General features: G+C 71.1%; 16 protein-coding genes. 8 read left to right on the top strand and 8 right to left on the bottom strand.

The window, feature by feature from the left end:
- Window positions 1–215 precede the first annotated feature (215 nt).
- From MKK49_RS09235 to MKK49_RS09225, 3 genes are read right to left on the bottom strand one after another with little or no spacing between them, the layout of a single operon-like run.
- Window positions 216–3,182 (bottom strand): PAS domain S-box protein, encoded by a 2,967-nt coding sequence (locus tag MKK49_RS09235; protein ID WP_244027883.1) that lies wholly within the window; start codon window positions 3,180–3,182, stop codon window positions 216–218.
- Window positions 3,157–4,275, bottom strand: coding sequence for a 3-dehydroquinate synthase (gene aroB, locus MKK49_RS09230; RefSeq protein ID WP_244027882.1), 1,119 nt, complete (start codon window positions 4,273–4,275; stop codon window positions 3,157–3,159). Before aroB ends, MKK49_RS09235 begins: the two co-directional genes overlap by 26 nt.
- Window positions 4,272–4,889: a shikimate kinase gene (locus MKK49_RS09225; RefSeq protein WP_244027881.1), complete on the bottom strand. Its 618-nt coding sequence runs from the start codon at window positions 4,887–4,889 to the stop codon at window positions 4,272–4,274. The genes aroB and MKK49_RS09225 overlap by 4 nt, the downstream gene beginning before the upstream one ends.
- A 251-nt stretch (window positions 4,890–5,140) precedes the next feature.
- Here MKK49_RS09225 and MKK49_RS09220 point away from each other — a divergent pair, with 251 nt between their 5' ends.
- Together MKK49_RS09220 and MKK49_RS09215 are read left to right on the top strand one after the other, a co-directional pair.
- The gene (locus MKK49_RS09220) at window positions 5,141–5,293 is read left to right on the top strand and encodes a histidine kinase (protein ID WP_244027879.1); all 153 of its coding nucleotides are present in this window, start codon (window positions 5,141–5,143) and stop codon (window positions 5,291–5,293) included.
- A gap of 59 nt (window positions 5,294–5,352) precedes the next feature.
- A complete protein-coding gene (locus tag MKK49_RS09215) occupies window positions 5,353–6,231 on the top strand; it encodes a site-specific tyrosine recombinase XerD (RefSeq protein WP_244027935.1) in 879 nt (292 codons plus the stop codon).
- A 12-nt stretch (window positions 6,232–6,243) separates the two neighbouring features.
- Here MKK49_RS09215 and MKK49_RS09210 read toward each other — a convergent pair whose 3' ends face one another.
- Entirely contained in the window at window positions 6,244–7,443 is a 1,200-nt protein-coding gene (locus MKK49_RS09210; RefSeq protein WP_244027877.1) for an AI-2E family transporter, read from the bottom strand.
- A 92-nt stretch (window positions 7,444–7,535) separates the two neighbouring features.
- Window positions 7,536–8,003: a molybdenum cofactor biosynthesis protein MoaE gene (locus tag MKK49_RS09205; protein WP_244027876.1), complete on the bottom strand. Its 468-nt coding sequence runs from the start codon at window positions 8,001–8,003 to the stop codon at window positions 7,536–7,538.
- Window positions 8,004–8,187: 184 nt separating this feature from the next.
- Between MKK49_RS09205 and MKK49_RS09200 the strand changes: the two genes are divergently transcribed.
- Window positions 8,188–9,207 (top strand): gamma carbonic anhydrase family protein, encoded by a 1,020-nt coding sequence (locus tag MKK49_RS09200; RefSeq protein WP_244027875.1) that lies wholly within the window; start codon window positions 8,188–8,190, stop codon window positions 9,205–9,207.
- 10 nt (window positions 9,208–9,217) lie between these two features.
- Here the strand turns inward: MKK49_RS09200 and MKK49_RS09195 are convergent, their stop codons facing one another.
- Window positions 9,218–9,823, bottom strand: a complete 606-nt coding sequence (locus MKK49_RS09195) for a MarR family winged helix-turn-helix transcriptional regulator (protein ID WP_244027874.1) — start codon at window positions 9,821–9,823, stop codon at window positions 9,218–9,220.
- A gap of 314 nt (window positions 9,824–10,137) precedes the next feature.
- On the opposite strand from MKK49_RS09195, the gene rfbF reads away from it, so the two are divergent.
- Genes rfbF through MKK49_RS09170 form a run of 5 tightly spaced genes read left to right on the top strand, consistent with a single transcriptional unit; the run spans window position 10,138 to window position 14,762 of the window.
- A complete protein-coding gene (gene rfbF / locus MKK49_RS09190; protein ID WP_244027873.1) occupies window positions 10,138–10,905 on the top strand; it encodes a glucose-1-phosphate cytidylyltransferase in 768 nt (255 codons plus the stop codon).
- Window positions 10,906–10,965: 60 nt separating this feature from the next.
- Complete coding sequence (gene rfbG / locus MKK49_RS09185; RefSeq protein ID WP_244027871.1) at window positions 10,966–12,072, top strand: CDP-glucose 4,6-dehydratase; 1,107 nt, start codon at window positions 10,966–10,968, stop codon at window positions 12,070–12,072.
- 5 nt (window positions 12,073–12,077) lie between these two features.
- Window positions 12,078–13,307, top strand: coding sequence for a class I SAM-dependent methyltransferase (locus MKK49_RS09180; protein ID WP_244027934.1), 1,230 nt, complete (start codon window positions 12,078–12,080; stop codon window positions 13,305–13,307).
- 4 nt (window positions 13,308–13,311) lie between these two features.
- Window positions 13,312–13,842 carry a dTDP-4-dehydrorhamnose 3,5-epimerase family protein gene (locus MKK49_RS09175; RefSeq protein ID WP_244027869.1) on the top strand — a complete coding sequence of 177 codons (531 nt, stop codon included), beginning with the start codon at window positions 13,312–13,314 and terminating at the stop codon, window positions 13,840–13,842.
- A complete protein-coding gene (locus tag MKK49_RS09170) occupies window positions 13,839–14,762 on the top strand; it encodes an NAD-dependent epimerase/dehydratase family protein (protein WP_244027867.1) in 924 nt (307 codons plus the stop codon). Before MKK49_RS09175 ends, MKK49_RS09170 begins: the two co-directional genes overlap by 4 nt.
- Here MKK49_RS09170 and MKK49_RS09165 read toward each other — a convergent pair.
- Both MKK49_RS09165 and MKK49_RS09160 read right to left on the bottom strand, forming a co-directional pair.
- Window positions 14,735–15,148, bottom strand: coding sequence for a response regulator (locus MKK49_RS09165; RefSeq protein WP_244027865.1), 414 nt, complete (start codon window positions 15,146–15,148; stop codon window positions 14,735–14,737). The two genes, MKK49_RS09170 and MKK49_RS09165, sit on opposite strands and share 28 nt — an antisense overlap.
- A gap of 106 nt (window positions 15,149–15,254) precedes the next feature.
- On the bottom strand, window positions 15,255–16,508 hold the full coding sequence (locus MKK49_RS09160) for an adenosylmethionine--8-amino-7-oxononanoate transaminase (RefSeq protein WP_244027863.1): 1,254 nt from the start codon (window positions 16,506–16,508) through the stop codon (window positions 15,255–15,257).
- Window positions 16,509–16,978 lie beyond the last annotated feature (470 nt).

Raw genomic sequence — 16,978 nt, 5'->3', positions numbered from 1 at the left:
GGCGGAAACGATACCCCCTTCGGTGATGGTGTCGATGGTGCGGAATTCCGCCTTCCAGGCCCCATCTTCCCGGCATGGCTTCGGCCATGCGGGGCCTTGCTCCGGAGCCGCATTCCCGCGCAGGCAGGCGTTCCGTGACGCTCCCACAACGAGGCTTCCACGATCAGGCTCCCACGATCAGGCTTGGCCCTCGGCTCGACGGGAATGGGCCGCGCCTACCCGCCGGCGATCAGATCCCGAATCCGCACCGCCAGCGCTTCCATCACGAAGGGCTTCGTCAGCACCTGCATGTCCGGCGACAGGGTGCCGTTGCCGAGCACGGCGTTCTCGGCGTAGCCGGTGATGAACAGCACCTTCAGGCCGGGCCGGACGGCGCGGCCGGCATCGGCCATCTGGCGGCCGTTCATGCCGCCGGGCAGGCCGACATCGGTGACGAGGAGGTCGAGGCGCACGTCCGATTGCAGGACCTTGAGACCCGCCGCCCCGTCCGCCGCCTCGATGGCGGTGTAGCCGAGATCCTCCAGCACCTCGGTGACCAGCATCCGCACGGTGGGTTCGTCGTCGACGATGAGCACGGTCTGGCCCTGCTCGGCCCGGGGCGCGTCGGCGAGGTCCGCCGGAAGCTCGGCGGTCTCGGCCGCCCCGTAATGGCGCGGGAGGTAGAGGCACAGGGTCGTCCCGTCGCCGACCTCCGAGTAGATCCGCACCTGCCCACCCGACTGGCGCACGAAGCCGTAGATCATCGACAGGCCGAGCCCCGTACCCTCGCCCATGGGCTTGGTGGTGAAGAACGGGTCGAAGGCGCGGGCCGCCACCTCGGGCGGCATGCCCGTTCCGGTATCGGTGACGCAGAGCGACAGATACTGGCCGGGCTCGAGGTCACGCTCCTTGGCGGCGCGCGTGTCCATCCACTTGTTGGCGGTCTCGATGGTGATGCGCCCGCCCGTCGGCATGGCGTCCCGGGCGTTGATGCAGAGGTTGAGCAGCGCGTTCTCGAGCTGGTTGGGATCGATGAGCGCGGTCCACAGGCCGGCGGTGCCGACCACCTCGATGGTGATGGCCGGACCGACGGTGCGGCGGATCAGCTCTTCCATACCGGCGATGAGGCCGTTGATGTTCGTCGGCTTCGGGTCGAGGGTCTGGCGGCGGGAGAAGGCGAGCAGGCGGTGGGTCAGGGCGGCGGCGCGTTTCGAGGCTCCCTGCGCCGCGTTGATGTACCGGTCGAGGTCCGTCAGCCGGCCCTGGCTCATCCGAGTCTGGAGCAGTTCGAGGCTGCCGGAGATTCCGGTCAGCAGGTTGTTGAAGTCGTGGGCGAGGCCACCGGTGAGCTGGCCGACGGCCTCCATCTTCTGGGCCTGGCGCAGGGCTTCCTCGGTCTGGCGCTGCTCCGTGATGTCGCGGCCGACGATGTAGAAGACATCGCCGCCGGGGGCGGCCGTCCACATCACCACGCGCTGACGCCCATCCTTGCAGGCGATCCGGTCGACGAAGCCTGTCACCGCCTCGCCCCGCGCGAGGCGCCGGACCACGTCCCCGGTCTCGGCATGGTCGGCCGGATCGATGAGCACCGTGAAGGGCTGCGCCAGGAGTTCGCTCTCGGACCAGCCGAGCGTTCGGCTCCAGGCCGGATTCACGCTCTTGAGGTAGCCGTCGAGGCCGGCCGTGCCCATGAGGTCAGTGGTGGTATCCCAGATGCGGTCGCGCTCGCGCGTGCGGTGCTCGACCTGCTCGGCCAGGAGGGCGTTGAGGCGCGTGAGTTCGGCCGCCGCGGCGCGCTGGTCGTCGATGTCGGTGTTGGTGCCGACCCAGCGTACGATGACGCCGTCGGCCGCCCGGATCGGCTCGGCCCGTACGAGGAACCAGCGATAGGCGCCGTCCGCGCGCCGGATGCGGAAGCTGGTCTCGTAGGGCGTGCCTTCGGCGAGGGCCGCCCCCCAGGTCTCCACGACCCCGCCGCGGTCGTCGGGATGGACGATGGTGCCCCAGGCGGCGCCGTCGAGGTCGTTCGGCCCGGCTCCGCTATAGGCGTAGACCTGCGCGTTGAACCAATCGAGGCGGCCGTCCGCCGAGGCCGCCCAGACGTGGTTGGGGACCGCTTGGGCGAAGGCGCGGAACTGGGCTTCGCTCGCCCGGCGCGCGGCCTCGGACCGTACCCGTTCCGTGGCGGCCCGGACGCGCTCGGCGACGAGGCGGACGAAGGCGAGTTCCTCCGCCGGCCAGGCGCGTGCGGTGGCATGGTTGAGGTAGAGCAGGGCGACGAAGCCGCCGTGCTCGGTGAGCGGCATGTTGACGAAGGACTGGGCCGAGATCGCCTTGAGGGCAGGGGCCGTGGCGGCCGTGCGCGGGTCGGTCTCGGCATCGACGCAGACCACGGTCTCACCGCGCTTCAGGTCCTCGATATACGAGCCGTAGTCGCGAAACCGCAGGGTGCCGGCGAGACTCGTGATGCCGGGTGCGTTCCAGTCGCGCTCAATGGTGATGGTTTCCGTGGCGGGGTCGATGGTGCCGTAGCCGGCCCGGCTGACTCCGATGGTCCGGCCCAGGATCTCGGCGGCCACGAACGCCATCTGCGCCGTATCGTCGAGGTCACGCAGGCGATCGCCGAGGTCGGCCAGGGCCAGGCGCCGGCTCTCGGCGGCGCGGCCCTCGCCGAGATCGACCACGGTGACGATGAAACCGTCCACCGCATCGGCCTCGTTCCGGCGGGGGATGTACGCGATGGTGCAGGGCCGGCGCCGGCCGCTGCCGTCGGGCAGGAAGCCCTCGACGCGGACGTGCTCGCCGGCAAGCGCCCGGTCCATGAACGGACGGCGCTCGTCGAAGGCCGCCGCGCCGATCACGTCCCGGACATGGGCACCGACGAGGCCCTCCGGGCGGCGCCCGAACCACGTCTCGTAGTGCCGGTTGTTGAACCGGTAGCGGTAGTCGCGACCGATCTGAGCGACGAGGGCGGGCAGGGCGTCGGTGAGGAGGCGCAGGTCCTCCGCGCGATGGCCGAGGAGAGCCTCACGCATCCGCGCCGCTTCGGTCTCGCGCATCCGCGCGACCTCGGCCTCGAGTGCGCGCAGGCGAGCCCGAAGGTCCTCGACCTCGGTTGCTCCCGGCGCGGTCCGTCCGGATGAATCGAGGATGGTCGTCGGATCGATGGCCACAGGCTCAGCCGGCGCGCAGTTCGTGGTCAAGGAAGGCCCGCACCTCGGCCGCGTCGATGCCGGGCGCGATGAAGCTCCGGCCGATCCCGCGTGCGAGGATGAAGGTCAGCGCCCCGTCGCGGACCTTCTTGTCCTGCGCCATGGCGTCGAGGAGGGCGTCGGCGTCGCCGCAGCCGCCCGGCACCGCCCCCAGGGTGGTGGGCAGGCCGGCGAGCGCCAGGTGGTTGGCGACGCGGCCCGCATCCTGGCCCGGACACAGGCCGAGGCGGGCCGAGAACCGGAAGGCGAGGGCGAGGCCGATGGCGACGCCCTCCCCATGGACGAGGCGGGCGGAGTCGTAGGCCGTCAGGCGCTCCAGGGCATGGCCGAAGGTGTGGCCGAGGTTGAGCAGGGCGCGCTCGCCGTCCTCGCGCTCGTCGCGCACCACCACGCCGGCCTTGGACCGGCAGCAGATCGCCACGGCCTCGTCGCGTTCCGGGCCGCCGGAGAAGATGCCGGCCCAATGCGCCTCGCACCAGTCGAAGAACGTCGCGTCGCCGATGAGGCCATACTTCGCCACTTCCGCGTAGCCGGCGCGCATCTCGCGCTCGGACAGGGTATCGAGGGTGCCGGTGTCGGCCAGCACCAGGCGCGGCTGGTGGAAGGCGCCGATGAGGTTCTTGCCCAGCGGCGAATTGATGCCGGTCTTGCCGCCGACGGAGGAGTCGACCTGAGCCAGCAGCGAGGTCGGCGCCTGGACGAAGCGCACGCCGCGCCGGAGGGTGGCGGCGGCAAACCCCGCGAGATCGCCGACGACACCGCCGCCCAGCGCCACGACGATGTCGCCGCGCTCCACCCTGTGGGCGAGCAGGCCGTCGCAGACCTCCGCGTAGGTCGCGTAACTCTTCGAGGCCTCGCCCGGCGCCACGGTGACGCGGCCGGAGCGCAGGCCCGCCGCTTCCAGGCTCGCGCTCAGGCGTTCGGCGTAGAGGGCGGCGACGTTGGTGTCGGTGACGATGATTGCGGCTCGCGCGCCGAGGGCCGCAATCCGCGCCCCGGCCTCGTCCAGCAGGCCACGGCCGATGAGGATATCGTAGGCGCGACCCTGGTTGAGGGGCACGCCCACCGTCAGACGGTCGGTCACTGGGCTGCGATTCCTTCGTGGAGGGAGCCGTTGAGATGGGCGTCGAGGGCCTCCATCACGTCCTGCACCACGCGGTCGTGGGCCACATCGCGGGAAACCACCACCACGTCGGCCGTGGCGTAGACCGGATGGCGCAACTCCATCAATCCGCGCAGGGTCTCCTCGGGGTCCTCGGTCTGGAGGAGGGGGCGGCCGCCGCGCTTGCGGACCCGGCGCATGAGCACGTCGAGTTCGGCCTTGAGCCAGACGGAGACGCCGCGCTCGGCGATCCGCTCCCGGGTCGTGGCGCGCATGAAGGCGCCCCCGCCCGTGGCGAGGACGAGGGGGCCTTCGCGCATGAGGCGGGCGATCACCCGCTCCTCGCCATCGCGAAAGCTCGGCTCGCCGTAGATCGCGAAGATGTCCGGGATCGTCAGCTTGGCCGCCGTCTCGATCTCGAGGTCGGCATCCCGGAACATCAGGCCGAGGCGCGAGGCCAGGCGCCGGCCGACCGTGCTCTTGCCGGCCCCCATGAGGCCGACGAGCACGATGGAACGGTCGCCCAGGGCGCGGCGCAGGCGCAGTTCGATGGGGTCGCCCGGGGGCGGGGGACCCTGAGGCTCGGCTTCGGTCATCAGCTTCTTCGCATCGTTGCGCGGGTCTTAGCGCGTTTTGAGGATCGGGCGAAGCGGTGCCCGCGGGGGCACGCAGGAAAACCCGATGGTCCGTCCGCACGCGTCCCGGCGCACCGACGCGCCTATTGCGCCGCAACCTGTGGCCGCGAAGTCATTGCCACGGCGCGCCCTGCATGGTGCAACCGATGACTTGCCCTTGCGCCATCGGCGCCGCATTTCCCCCTTGCGCCCCGCGATCGAGGTTCGTCCGAGTGCCGACCCTGTTCCGTTTCCTCGCCACCCTCGTCATCCTGGGCGGGCTCGCCTTCGCGGGCCTGTTCGCCCTGGCGACCCTGGTGGTGCCGACACCGCGCGAGATGAGCGTGACGATCCCCGCCTCCAAGCTCCAGCCGCCCGGCCGGTGAGCGCGGCGCCGACGGCGGAGGACCCATCGGGCGAGGCGCTGATCCAGGGCTACCTCGACATGCTCGCCGCCGAGCGCGGGGCGGCGGCCAACACCCTCAGCGCCTATCGCCGCGACCTGTCCGATTATCTCGCCGCCCTGGCCCGCGACGGTCGCGACCCCGTGCGGATCGAGGCCGGGCCGGTGCGGGCCTACATGGCGGATCTCGAGACCCGCGGCCTCTCGGCGGCCTCCGCCGCCCGGCGCCTCTCCTGCATCCGCGGCTTCTACCGATTCCTCTACGCGGAAGGCTTCGCCGAGGGGGACCCGAGCGCGCCCGTGGCCGCGCCGCGCAAGGGCCGGACGCTGCCCAAGGTGCTGTCGGTCGCCGAGGTCGATGCCCTTCTGACCGCCGCCCGGGCGCAGGCCGAGGCGGACGGCATGGGGCGAAGCCGGCGGATGCTGTGCCTCATCGAGCTGCTCTACGCCACGGGACTGCGCGTCTCCGAGCTCATCGCCCTGCCGCGGGCGGCGGGATCGACGCGGGAGCGCTACCTCGTGGTCAAGGGCAAGGGCGGTCGTGAACGGCTGGTGCCGCTGACCGAGATGGCCCGCGCCGCCATGCGCGACCACCTCGCCCGCTCGGGTCCCGATGGGCCGTGGCTGTTTCCCGCCGACAGCGCGAGCGGACACCTCACCCGGCAATCCTTCGCCCGCGACCTCAAGGATGTGGCTGCCGCCGCCGGCCTGCGCCCGGACCGGGTCAGCCCCCACGTCCTGCGCCACGCCTTCGCCAGCCACCTCCTGCAGAACGGCGCGGACCTGCGCATCGTGCAGGAGCTGCTGGGCCACGCCGACATCGCCACGACGCAGATCTACACCCACATCCTCGACGAGCGCCTGAAGGGGATGGTGCGCGACCTCCACCCCCTGTCCGACGCCGAGGACGAGCCCGCCTGAGGACGGTGCCCCTCAGGCCTCGGCGTCCTCCTTCAGGGTGTCCTCGATGTAGAGCTGCGCCAGCAGCACCTTGATCACCGCCATCAGGGGGAGGGCCAGCGCGATGCCCCACAGGCCGAACAGGACGCCCAGCACGAGCTGCCCTGCGAAGATGGTGGCGGGTGGAATATCGAGGGCCCGCTTCTGGATGTACGGCGTCAGGCCGTAGCTCTCCAGGGTCTGCACGGCGAGGTAGACGCCCAGGGCGCCGAGCACCGCCGTGAGGCCCGAGGCCAGGGCCGCCAGGATGATGACCACGCCCGCGATGAGGGGACCGATGGTCGGGATGAAGGCGAGGAGACCGGCCTGGAGGCCGAGGATCAGCGCCCCGCCGATCCCGAGGAAGCTCAGGCCCGCCCAGGTGCACAGGAAGATCACCGCCATGGTGATGAGCTGGCCGAACAGCCAGTGCCGCAGGGTCTCGCCCATGCCGTCGAGGAGAGCTGTCGCCCGCTCGCGGTGGCGCGGCGGCACGAAGCGCACGAGGCCGTCGCGGTAGGCTCCGGGATCGGCCGCGCAGGACAGGCCGAGGAACACGATGACGAGGACGTTGCCGAGCGCCCCGAACAGGGCGATCACCACACTGGCCGCCGGACCGAGGACGCTGCCGGCATCCGACAGGAGGGAGCCCGGGCTCTCCATGGCGCCCGAGGCGAGGCCGGCGAGGCCCCCCGGTTTCTGCCCCTTGGCGTCGGACCCGTCCCTGTCCTTGCCTTTGTCCTTGTCGCCGTCCGGCGCGGCCTGTCCGTCCGGCGCCTTCTTCGGTGCGGAGAGGCCCGGCACGTCGATGCCGTACTCCTTGAGCCGGTCGCGCACGGTGCCGGCCTGGGACGCCACCGTCTGCCCGAGGTCGCGGCCCTGCTGCATGATCGTCGCGCCGCCGAAGGCGACCATCGACAGGCTGAGGCCGGCGAGCACGAGGCTGACGAGGCTGAGCCGCAGGCCGCGCCCGGCGGGCAGCACCTTGCCGAGGAGCTGGGTCAACCCGTCGAGGAACACCCCGAGCAGGATGCCGGCGAAGATGAGCATCAGTGTCGAGACCGCGCTCCAGGCCAAGGCTAGGAATGCGGTGAAGGCCACGATGGCGATGCCCGAGACGGCATGGGACCAGCCCCGCGGCTGTGGGCCGGCCGCTGGCGGGGCCGCATGGGAATCGGGCCGGAGGTCGGGCATGGAAATCGGGTGAACTCCTGGGATCGGGTGCCGACCCGGCACATGCGGTGCCGGTCGGCACAAGGGCAGGCGATGGCTTGCCTGTGGACGTCCTAGCTCCAACGCGCGGCGGCGGCATCGTCGGCTTGCGTCGCCTCGACCCAGCCCCCGACGGCGCCCCCGACGAGGTGCTCCCGCTTCCAGAACGGCGCCTGCGTCTTGAGGTAGTCCATGAGGAAGCTCGCCGCCTCGAAGGCCGCGATCCGGTGGCCTGCGGCCGTGATCACGAGGACGATGCCGTCGCCCGGGGCCACGAGGCCGTGGCGATGGATCACCCGCACCCCCTGGAGCGGCCAGCGGCCGCGTGCGGTCTCCACCACTCGGCCGATCTCGGCCTCGGCCATGCCGGGGTAGTGTTCGAGCTCGAGCCCGGTGAGACGCCCGTCCTCGTCGCGGCACAGGCCGGTGAAGGTCACGATGGCGCCGGCCCGGCCCTGGAGGTCGCGGGTCAGGGCCGCGATCTCGTGCGCCGCGTCGAAGGGGGCGGCCTGGATGCTGACGTCGGGGCGCGGTGCGGTCATGGCGGCTCGCTGGTACGGGGACGCTCGATGGCTCTTGAGCACGGCGCGGCGACAGGACATTGCTGGGCGCGGACCCCGCGCCCCGACACGCCGCTTCGTGGCCGAGCATGTCCGCCCGGTCCCGAAAGACCTATATGCCCCTCGTCCCGGTCCGCGCCACCGGGCCTCGAAGGAGACCGCCCGCGTGACCCCCGACCTGATCCTGCCCCATGACGGCGTTCTGCCCGTCTTCTCCGCCCGCCCGGTCTGGTGCGGGCGCGGCAGCACGGTGATCGGCACCGCCACCCTCGGGGCTCAGGCGTGGCTCGGCGACGACAGCGTGATCCGTGCCGACGGGCAGGCGGTGACCATCGGCGAACGCTTCTGGCTCGGGCACCGCTCCACGGTCCACATCGCCACCAATTCCTACGCGACCCTCGTGGGCGACCGGGTGACGGTCGGCCGCAACGCCGTGGTGCATGCCTGCACGGTCGGCTCCGACGTGGTGATCGAAGACGACGTCATCATCCTCGACGGGGCCACGGTGGAGGATGGCGTGCTCATCGAGGCCGGTGCCACGGTGTTTCCCCGTGCGCACCTGGGGGCGGGCTTCGCCTATGCGGGCAGCCCGGCAAAACCCCTGCGGCCCATCACCCTGCCGGAGATCACCGAGCGGGCCGAGCGCCTGCGCGAAGCCTCCGGCGATCTGCCCCAGCCGCCCGAAGCCGACGCCGCCGAGGCGGAGGCGAGCGTGTTCGTCGCCCGCACGGCGCGCCTGCGCGGCCGCATCGGCCTCGGCGCCGGCTCGACCGTCCTGTTCTCCTGCGATCTCCACGCCGAGGTCGGTCCCATCGTGGTGGGCGCCGACACCAACATCCAGGACAACACGGTGATCCGCACCCGGGCCGAGGGCGTCGTCATCGGCCGCGACACCACCATCGGCCACAACGTGCGGCTCGCCGATTGCCGTATCGGTGCGCGCAGCCTCATCGGCATCGGCTGCGTCGTCGCCCCCGGCACCGTCGTGGCGGACGACGTGCTGCTGGCGGCGGGCGCCACCACCGATCCGGGCCAGTTGCTGGAGGGGGGGCACCTCTGGGGCGGGCGACCCGCCCGGGTTCTGGGAGCCCTCGACGAGGGCAAGCGCACGATGATGGCCCGCGTCGTCGAGGGCTACCGCGAGCTCGGGCGCGCGTATCGCCTGGCGCAGGACGCGATGCTCTAGGACGGCCGGGTCAGAGCGTGGGAACGATCCCGTCGGCGTCCGCCTCGTCCTCGTCGATCTCGGCGTCGCCCTCGACCTCGTGACCCAGGGCGCCCGAGATCGCGGCGAGATTGCGGGCGGCCTTGCGCAGGAGCTTGCGCAGGCGGCGGCGCTCCTTGCCGTCGAACCCGGCGAGCAGCTCCGCCTCGACCGCCTCGCCGATCCGCTCGATGGCCTCGGCCTTGGCGAGCCCCATCTCGGTCAGACGCACGCGCACGATGCGCCCGTCGCCCGCCTCGGCCCGTCGCTCGACGAAGCCGAGGGCGGCGAGACGCGAGATGGTCTTCGAGGCCGTCGGCGGGCGCACCCGCAGGGTGGCGGCCAGATCCCCCATGGTCATGGTGCCGGAAGCCGCCAGCGCCTGGACCACCTGTTCCTGGCCCGCGAACAGGTCGAGGGCCGCGAGCCGGTCGCCGACCCGCGAGCGGTGAAGACGCGCCGCCTGGACCAGGGCCCAGCCGACGCTCTTCGACCCGGGGACATGTTTCGATCCCGGCGCATGCTTGGAGCTCGGCGCATCCTTCTCGGAATCGTTCCTGGACCCCGGCGGGCGGATACGCTTGTCCGACTTGCTCATGGTCCGCTCGGCACCCAAGGGGAGGGAATTGGAAAGGGAATGTCCGTCGGCGAACGGTGCGCGGTCCAAGATCGCCTCGGGGCCGGATCGATCGTCAACCGCCCGCATCGCCGCGTTCCCTTCGCATCATAGCGCGCAAACGGTGGGTCCGCGCCGGAATCTCCAGGCACGTCCATCGCCGACTCGGCATCTGCCAGGGGAGTCGTGACGCCGATATGACACGGCCCGGGTTTTCGTCTCCGGCGGGTTGCCTGGACGGGTCGGCCCCCCTCGACTAATCGTGGGCCGCCGCACGAGGGCGGGCGGGGGAAACCATGAAGGCAGTGATCCTCGCGGGCGGTCTCGGGACGCGCCTGTCGGAAGAGACGGTGACCCGGCCCAAGCCCATGTTGGAGATCGGCGGGCGCCCGATCCTGTGGCACATCATGCAGATCTTCGCTGCCCACGGCGTGCGCGAGTTCGTGATCTGCCTTGGCTACAAGGGCTACGTCATCAAGGAGTTCTTCCTGAACTACCGCCTGCACCTGTCGGACGTCACCATCGATGTCGGGGCCGGGCACGTCGACTTCCACCGCAGCGCCGCCGAGGACTGGCGCGTCTCCCTCATCGAGACCGGCGAGACCACCATGACGGGCGGTCGCCTCAAGCGCGTGCGCGACTATCTCGGCGACGAGGATTTCTTCATGACCTACGGCGACGGCGTCGCCGACGTCGATCTGACCGCGCTCGCCGCCTTCCACAAGTCCCATGGGCGTCTCGCCACCCTCACGGCGGTGACGCCGCCGGGCCGCTTCGGCGCCCTCGAACTCGACGGCGATGCCGTGCGCAGCTTTCGCGAAAAGCCGGCGGGCGACGGGGCGACCATCAACGGCGGCTTCTTCGTGCTGTCGCCGCGCGTCCTCGATCACATCGCCGGTGACGGTACCGTGTGGGAGGCCGAGCCCCTGGAGCGCCTCGCCCATGACGGCGAGCTCTCGGCCTACGTCCACACGGGCTTCTGGCAGGCCATGGATACCCTGCGCGACAAGAACCACCTCGAAGCCCTCTGGGCCGGGGGGCAGGCGCCGTGGAAGTGCTGGTAGGTGCGAACTGACACCGGCGCCATCCCGGTGTAGGGAGGCGCGATCCGGAGACACGACGGCTTGCAGAGTCCTATTCATACGCCGCCGAACGCGGGCGCCCGCAACCCCGACCCCGCCTTCTGGGCCGGGCGGCCGGTGCTCGTCACCGGGCATACGGGCTTCAAGGGCGCGTGGCTGAGCCTGTGGCTGGAGCGCCTCGGCGCCCGGATGAGCGGGCTCGCCCTGCCGCCCGAGACCACCCCGAACCTGTTCGACCTCACTGGCTTTTCCGGGCGCATGGAATCCCATCTCGGCGACATCCGGTCCGCCGACACCGTGCGCGATGCCCTCTCGGCCACGCGGCCCGAGATCGTGATCCACATGGCCGCCCAGGCCCTGGTGCGCCCGTCCTACCGCGATCCGCTCGCCACCTACGCCACCAACGTCATGGGCACCGCCCACGTGCTGGAGGCCGTGCGCGCTACCCCGTCGGTGCGCGCCGTGGTGGTGGTGACGAGCGACAAGGCCTACGCCAACCGCGAATGGCCCTACGGCTACCGCGAGACCGAGGCGCTGGGCGGCCACGACCCCTACAGCAGCTCCAAGGCCTGCGCCGAACTCGTCACCAGCGCCTACCGCGCCTCGTTCCTCGCCGAGCGCGATTGCCGCGTGGCCACCGCCCGGGCCGGCAACGTCATCGGCGGCGGCGACTGGTCCGAAGACCGGCTCATCCCCGACATCGTCCAGGCCTTCTTAAGCGGCCGCTCCGTCGAGATCCGGGCGCCCCACGCCACCCGGCCGTGGCAGCACGTCCTCGAACCCCTGAGCGGCTACCTCCGGCTGGCCGAAGCCCTGTGCGGGGAATGCGGGGCAGGGGTGGCGGAGGCCTGGAATTTCGGCCCGGCCGACGAGGATTGCCGGCCGGTCTCGACCATCGTCGAGACTTTGGCGCGGGAATGGGGCGAGGGTGCCGCCTGGCATCTCTCCGAAAAGACCCACCCGCACGAGGCGACCTTCCTCAAGGTCGATGCCTCGAAGGCGCGCGCGTATCTCGGATGGGACCGGCGCCTGCGCCTCGACACGGCGCTGGCCTGGACCACGGCTTGGCACCGGGCGCACGCGCAGGGGGCGTCGGCCCTCGACCTCACCCTGGCGCAGATCGGCGCCTACGAGACCCTGGGAGCGTGAGCACCGTGACCCGACCCGCCTGCCGCGCCTGCGGCGCGCCCCTCTCCCGCACCGTGGCCGATCTCGGCCTGTCGCCGCTGGCCAACGCCTACGTGCCGGCCGACCGGGCCGGGATGGGCGAGATGTTCCACCCGCTCCACGCCTTCGTCTGCGACACCTGCTACCTCGTGCAGCTCGAAGCCTTCGAGACGCCGGAGGCGATTTTTTCGGATTACGCTTACTTTTCAGGCTTTTCCGCCGGCTGGCTGGCGCATGCCGAGGCCTATGTCGCAGGCATGCAGGCGCGCTTCGGCCTCGGGGCCGACAGCAAGGTCGTGGAGGTGGCGAGCAACGACGGCTACCTCCTGCAATACGCTGTCGCGCGCGGCATCCCGGCCTTGGGCGTCGAGCCGGCGGCCAATGTCGCCAAGGTCGCCGTGTCGCGCGGCGTGCCGACCGAGGTCGCGTTCTTTGGCGCCGAGACCGCCCGCCGCCTCGTGGCCGAGGGCCACGCCGCCGACCTCACGGCGGCCAACAACGTGCTCGCCCACGTGCCCGACATCCACGACTTCGTGGAGGGGTTCCGCATCCTGCTCAAGGCCGAGGGCGCCGGCACCTTCGAGTTCCCGCACCTCCTGCGGATGATCGAGGAGCGCCAGTTCGACACCATCTACCACGAGCATTTTTCGTATCTGTCCCTCGGTGTGGTGTCGGGCATCCTGGAGAGCCACGGCCTGCGGGTGTTCGACGTCGAGGAACTGCCGACCCACGGCGGCTCCCTCAGGGTGTTCTTCTGCCATACCGAGGCCGGGCATCCGACCGGTCCGGCGGTGGAGCGCGTCCGCGAGGCCGAGCGCGCCGGCGGTCTGTTCGCGGCGGACGGCTACGCGGCCTTCGCCGAGGACGTGGTCGCCATCAAATGCGCGACGCTCGCCTTCCTGGCGGATCTTCGCCTGAAGGGCGCCCGGGTCTGCGCCTACGGGGCGGCGGCCAAGGGCAACACCTTCCTCAACTATTGCGGCATCGGCCCCGAACTTGTCGCGGCGGTGGCCGACCGCTCGCCGCACAAGCAGGGCACCCTCCTGCCCGGGAGCCGGATTCCCGTGGTCTCGCCGGAAGACCTGCTCGCCCTGCGGCCGGACTACGTCCTGATCCTGCCCTGGAACCTCAAGGACGAGATCGCCCGCGAGATGGCCGCCATCCGCGACTGGGGCGGGCGCTTCGTCACGGCGATCCCGCGCCTCGACATAAACTGACGCCATGCGCTTCGAGGAAACGCCGCTCGCCGGCGCCTACCGGGTGTGGCCCGAGCCCATGGCCGACGCGCGCGGCTTCTTCGCCCGGACCGCCTGCGCCGACGAGTTCGCGGCGCATGGCCTCGTCGGGGCGTTCGCCCAGTCGAGCGTGTCGTTCAACACGCGGCGCGGCACCGTGCGGGGGATGCATTTCTCGGTTCCTCCGCACGCCGAGACCAAGCTCGTGCGCTGCACGGGGGGGGGCATCCACGACGTGATCGTCGATCTGCGGCCGGATTCCGCGAGTTATCTCAAGAGCTTCGCCGTCGAGCTGACGGCGGCCAACCGCTGCGCCCTCTACATCCCGGCCGGCTTCGCCCACGGCTTCCAGGCCCTGAGCGATGACGCCGAGGTGCTCTACATGATCGACCGCGCCTACGTCGCCGGCAGTGCGCGGGGGCTGCGCTGGAACGATCCGGCCCTCGATGTGACCTGGCCCGAGCCCGTCACGGTGATCGCCGAGCGCGATCTCGCCTACCCGGACTGGACCGCATGAGGGTCCTCGTCACCGGCGCCTCCGGCTTCGTCGGGCGTCATGCCGTCCCGGCCCTGGCGGCGCGCGGGTTCATCGTCCATGCCGTTGCGCGGGCTCCGATGTCCGGCGCCGTCGTCCACGCCGCCGACCTCCTCGACGAAGTCCAGCGCCGCGCGCTCATCGCCGAGGTGGCGCCGAGCCACCTCCTGCACCTGGCCTGGGACGCCGAGCCGGGCCGGTACTGGACCTCGCCGCGCAACCTCGACTGGGTCGCGGCCAGCCTCGACCTCGCTCGAAGCTTTCACGAGGCGGGAGGCAGGCGGCTCGTCGTATCGGGCACCTGCGCCGAGTATGCCTGGGGTCCTCCGCGCTTCGACGAGGCAACCAGTGCCTGCCGGCCAGCGACCCTCTACGGCGCAGCCAAGGACGGAACGCGCCGAATACTTTCGGCCTACGCCGAGAGCGTCGGTCTGTCCTTCGCCTGGGGGCGGCTATTCTATCTCTACGGACCCGGTGAGCGCCGGGGCCGCCTCGTGAGCGACGCCGCCCACGCCCTCCTCACCGGCGCCGCGTTCCCGACGTCGCCGGGACACCAGGCCCGTGATTTCCTGCATGTCGTTGATACGGCAGGCGCTTTGGCCGCTCTCCTCGACAGTCCGGTGGCGGGCGCCGTCAATATCGCATCGGGACGAGCCGTGTCGGTGCGCGAACTCCTCGACGGGCTGGCCGAGCGGACGGGGCGACCGGACCTCTTGGAATACGGGGCCCGGGCGCTGGGGCCGTCCGAGCCGGCGGTGATCGAGGCCGCCGTCGCGCGCCTTGCTGAAGAGGTGGGCTTTCGCCCCCGGTTCACCCTGGAAACGGGCCTCGACGACACCTTGGCATGGTGGCGGAACCACCTCGCCGGAGAGTCTCAGACGGGCAGCAAGCCCTTGATCTGATGGAGAATATCCTCGCCCGTGCACGGGCGGGCGATGAAGCGGGCGCCCGGCGGCATCCGCTCGGGATCGGGTGCGGCCCGCCCTGAGACGATGACGATGGGCAGGTGCGGGCGCGCGGCCGAGGCCGCGTTGGCGAGGTCGAACCCATTGGTCTTGCCCGACAATTCGACGTCGGTGATGAGGCCGCAGATATCGGGGCGCTCGTGGAGGATGCCGAGGGCCCGCTCGGCGGAGGCGCATTGCACCGTGTCGTAGCCCCCCCCTTCGAGCACGTCGCCGAGATCCATGATGGTCAGCGCCTCGTCCTCGACCAAGAGAATCACCGGCCGATCGTCGTCCGAGCCCGTCGTCTCATCCACCACGATGCACCCTCCCGCCCGTTCCATGGGATGCGGCCCGTAACGGTCCACGGGCGTACCCGTAACGGTCCACGGGGTCCTGCGCCGCTCCCGACCCTGGTCCAACGAGAAAGCGCGCCGCAGGTTGCAGCCCTCATGTCCGTGTCACGTCGCACACCACGGTCACGACGGCCTCGATGAGCCGGTCGAGGTCCGGTTCGTCGATGGTGAGGGCCGGCGTGAGGTAGACGATGTCGCCGAACGGCCGGACCCAGACGCCGCGTTCGACGAGGCGCCGCTTGACCTCGGCGAGGTCCGGCACGTCGGTCCATTGCACCGCCCCGATGGCGCCGAGCACCCGCACGTCGGCGAGGCCGGGCCGGCCGCGCAAGGGGGCGAGGCCGGCGTCCAGGCGCCGGCCGATGGCCCGGCTTTGCGCGAGGCGGGGTTCGGTTTCGAACAGGTCGAGGCTGGCCTGTGCCGCCGCGCAGGCCAGGGGATTGGCCATGAAGGTCGGGCCGTGCATGAGGGCGGCGGCGGGGTCGTCCGAGAGGAATTCCGAGAACACCGCGCCGGTGGCCACGGTGGCGGCCAGCGCCATCGTGCCCCCGGTCAGCGCCTTCGACAGGCAGAGGATGTCGGGGACGATGCCGGCCTGCTCGCAGGCGAACAGGGTGCCGGTGCGGCCGAACCCGGTGAAGATCTCGTCGGCGATGAGGGGCAGGCCGTGGGCTTGAGCGAGGCGCGCCACCGCGGCCAGCACCGCGGGGGGATGCATCCGCATGCCGCCGGCCCCCTGGACCAGGGGCTCGACGATCACCGCCGCCAGGGTTTCGCGGTGTCGGGCGAGGCAGGAATCGAGGGCCGCGATCCGTTCCGCATCCGTCGGGAGGTCGCAGAAGACCTGGGTCGGCAGGTAGGCGCCGAAGCGCCGGTGCATGCCCTCTTGCGGGTCGCAGACCGACATCGCCCCCAGGGTGTCGCCGTGGTAGCCGCCGCGGAAGGCGAGGATGCGGGTGCGCCCGGCGACCCCCCGGTTGAGCCACAGCTGGACGGCCATCTTCAACGCGACCTCGACGGCCACCGAGCCGGAGTCCGAAAAGAACACGTGGTCGAGGTCGCCCGGCAGGAGGGCGGCGAGGCGGGCGGCCAGGCCCTCGGCCGGAGCGTGGGTGAGGCCGCCGAACATCACGTGCGGCATGGCCTCGAGCTGGGCGGCGACGGCGGCGCGGATATGGGGATGGTTGTAGCCGTGCGCCGCCGTCCACCACGAGGCGATGCCGTCCACGAGCTCGCGCCCGTCGGCGAGCACGATGCGCGTGCCGTGGGTCCGCACCGCCTCCAGGGGCGGGGCGGCATTCTTCATCTGCGTGTAGGGCCGCCAGAGGTGGTCGCGCGGACGGGTCATGCGGGTGGGATGCATGCCGATGGGATGGAAGCCGGGCGCGTCCGGGTCAAGGCGGCACCGGCGGCCCGGCCGGACGACGCTGCACGACGCCCGCTCCCCACGGGCCCGGCGTCCGGTCCGGTGCCGCTGGGACGAGATTCGACGTCAACTCGGCCTGCACGTGTCAAAGGCATGGCCGGGGAAAGTCGCCGCCGGTCTTTCTCGGCCTGATCTCGGTCCGCCCGCAGCAACCGGTGACTTCCATCGCCCTTCACGGTCCGCGATTCTTTCCGCACGAGCGGGCCGATGAATCATATTTATTATGACAATCACGTCGATGATGAAGAGGGGCGTATTTTCATAGGCGGGTCCGGGGCGGACGAAATCGGACAACCGAAACGGGCCTAAACTACATGTAAGACGACACGAGAAACAATTCGTGCGCGCAAGTTCGATACTGTAGCGGTTTGGAAAGACAACACTATATTTTT

The sequence above is a fragment of the Methylobacterium sp. J-090 genome (assembly GCF_022829345.1).
Classification (GTDB): Bacteria; Pseudomonadota; Alphaproteobacteria; order Rhizobiales; family Beijerinckiaceae; genus Methylobacterium.
The sequence above is the reverse complement of the archived record's forward strand: the minus strand, read 5'-3'. Positions and strand labels throughout refer to the sequence as shown.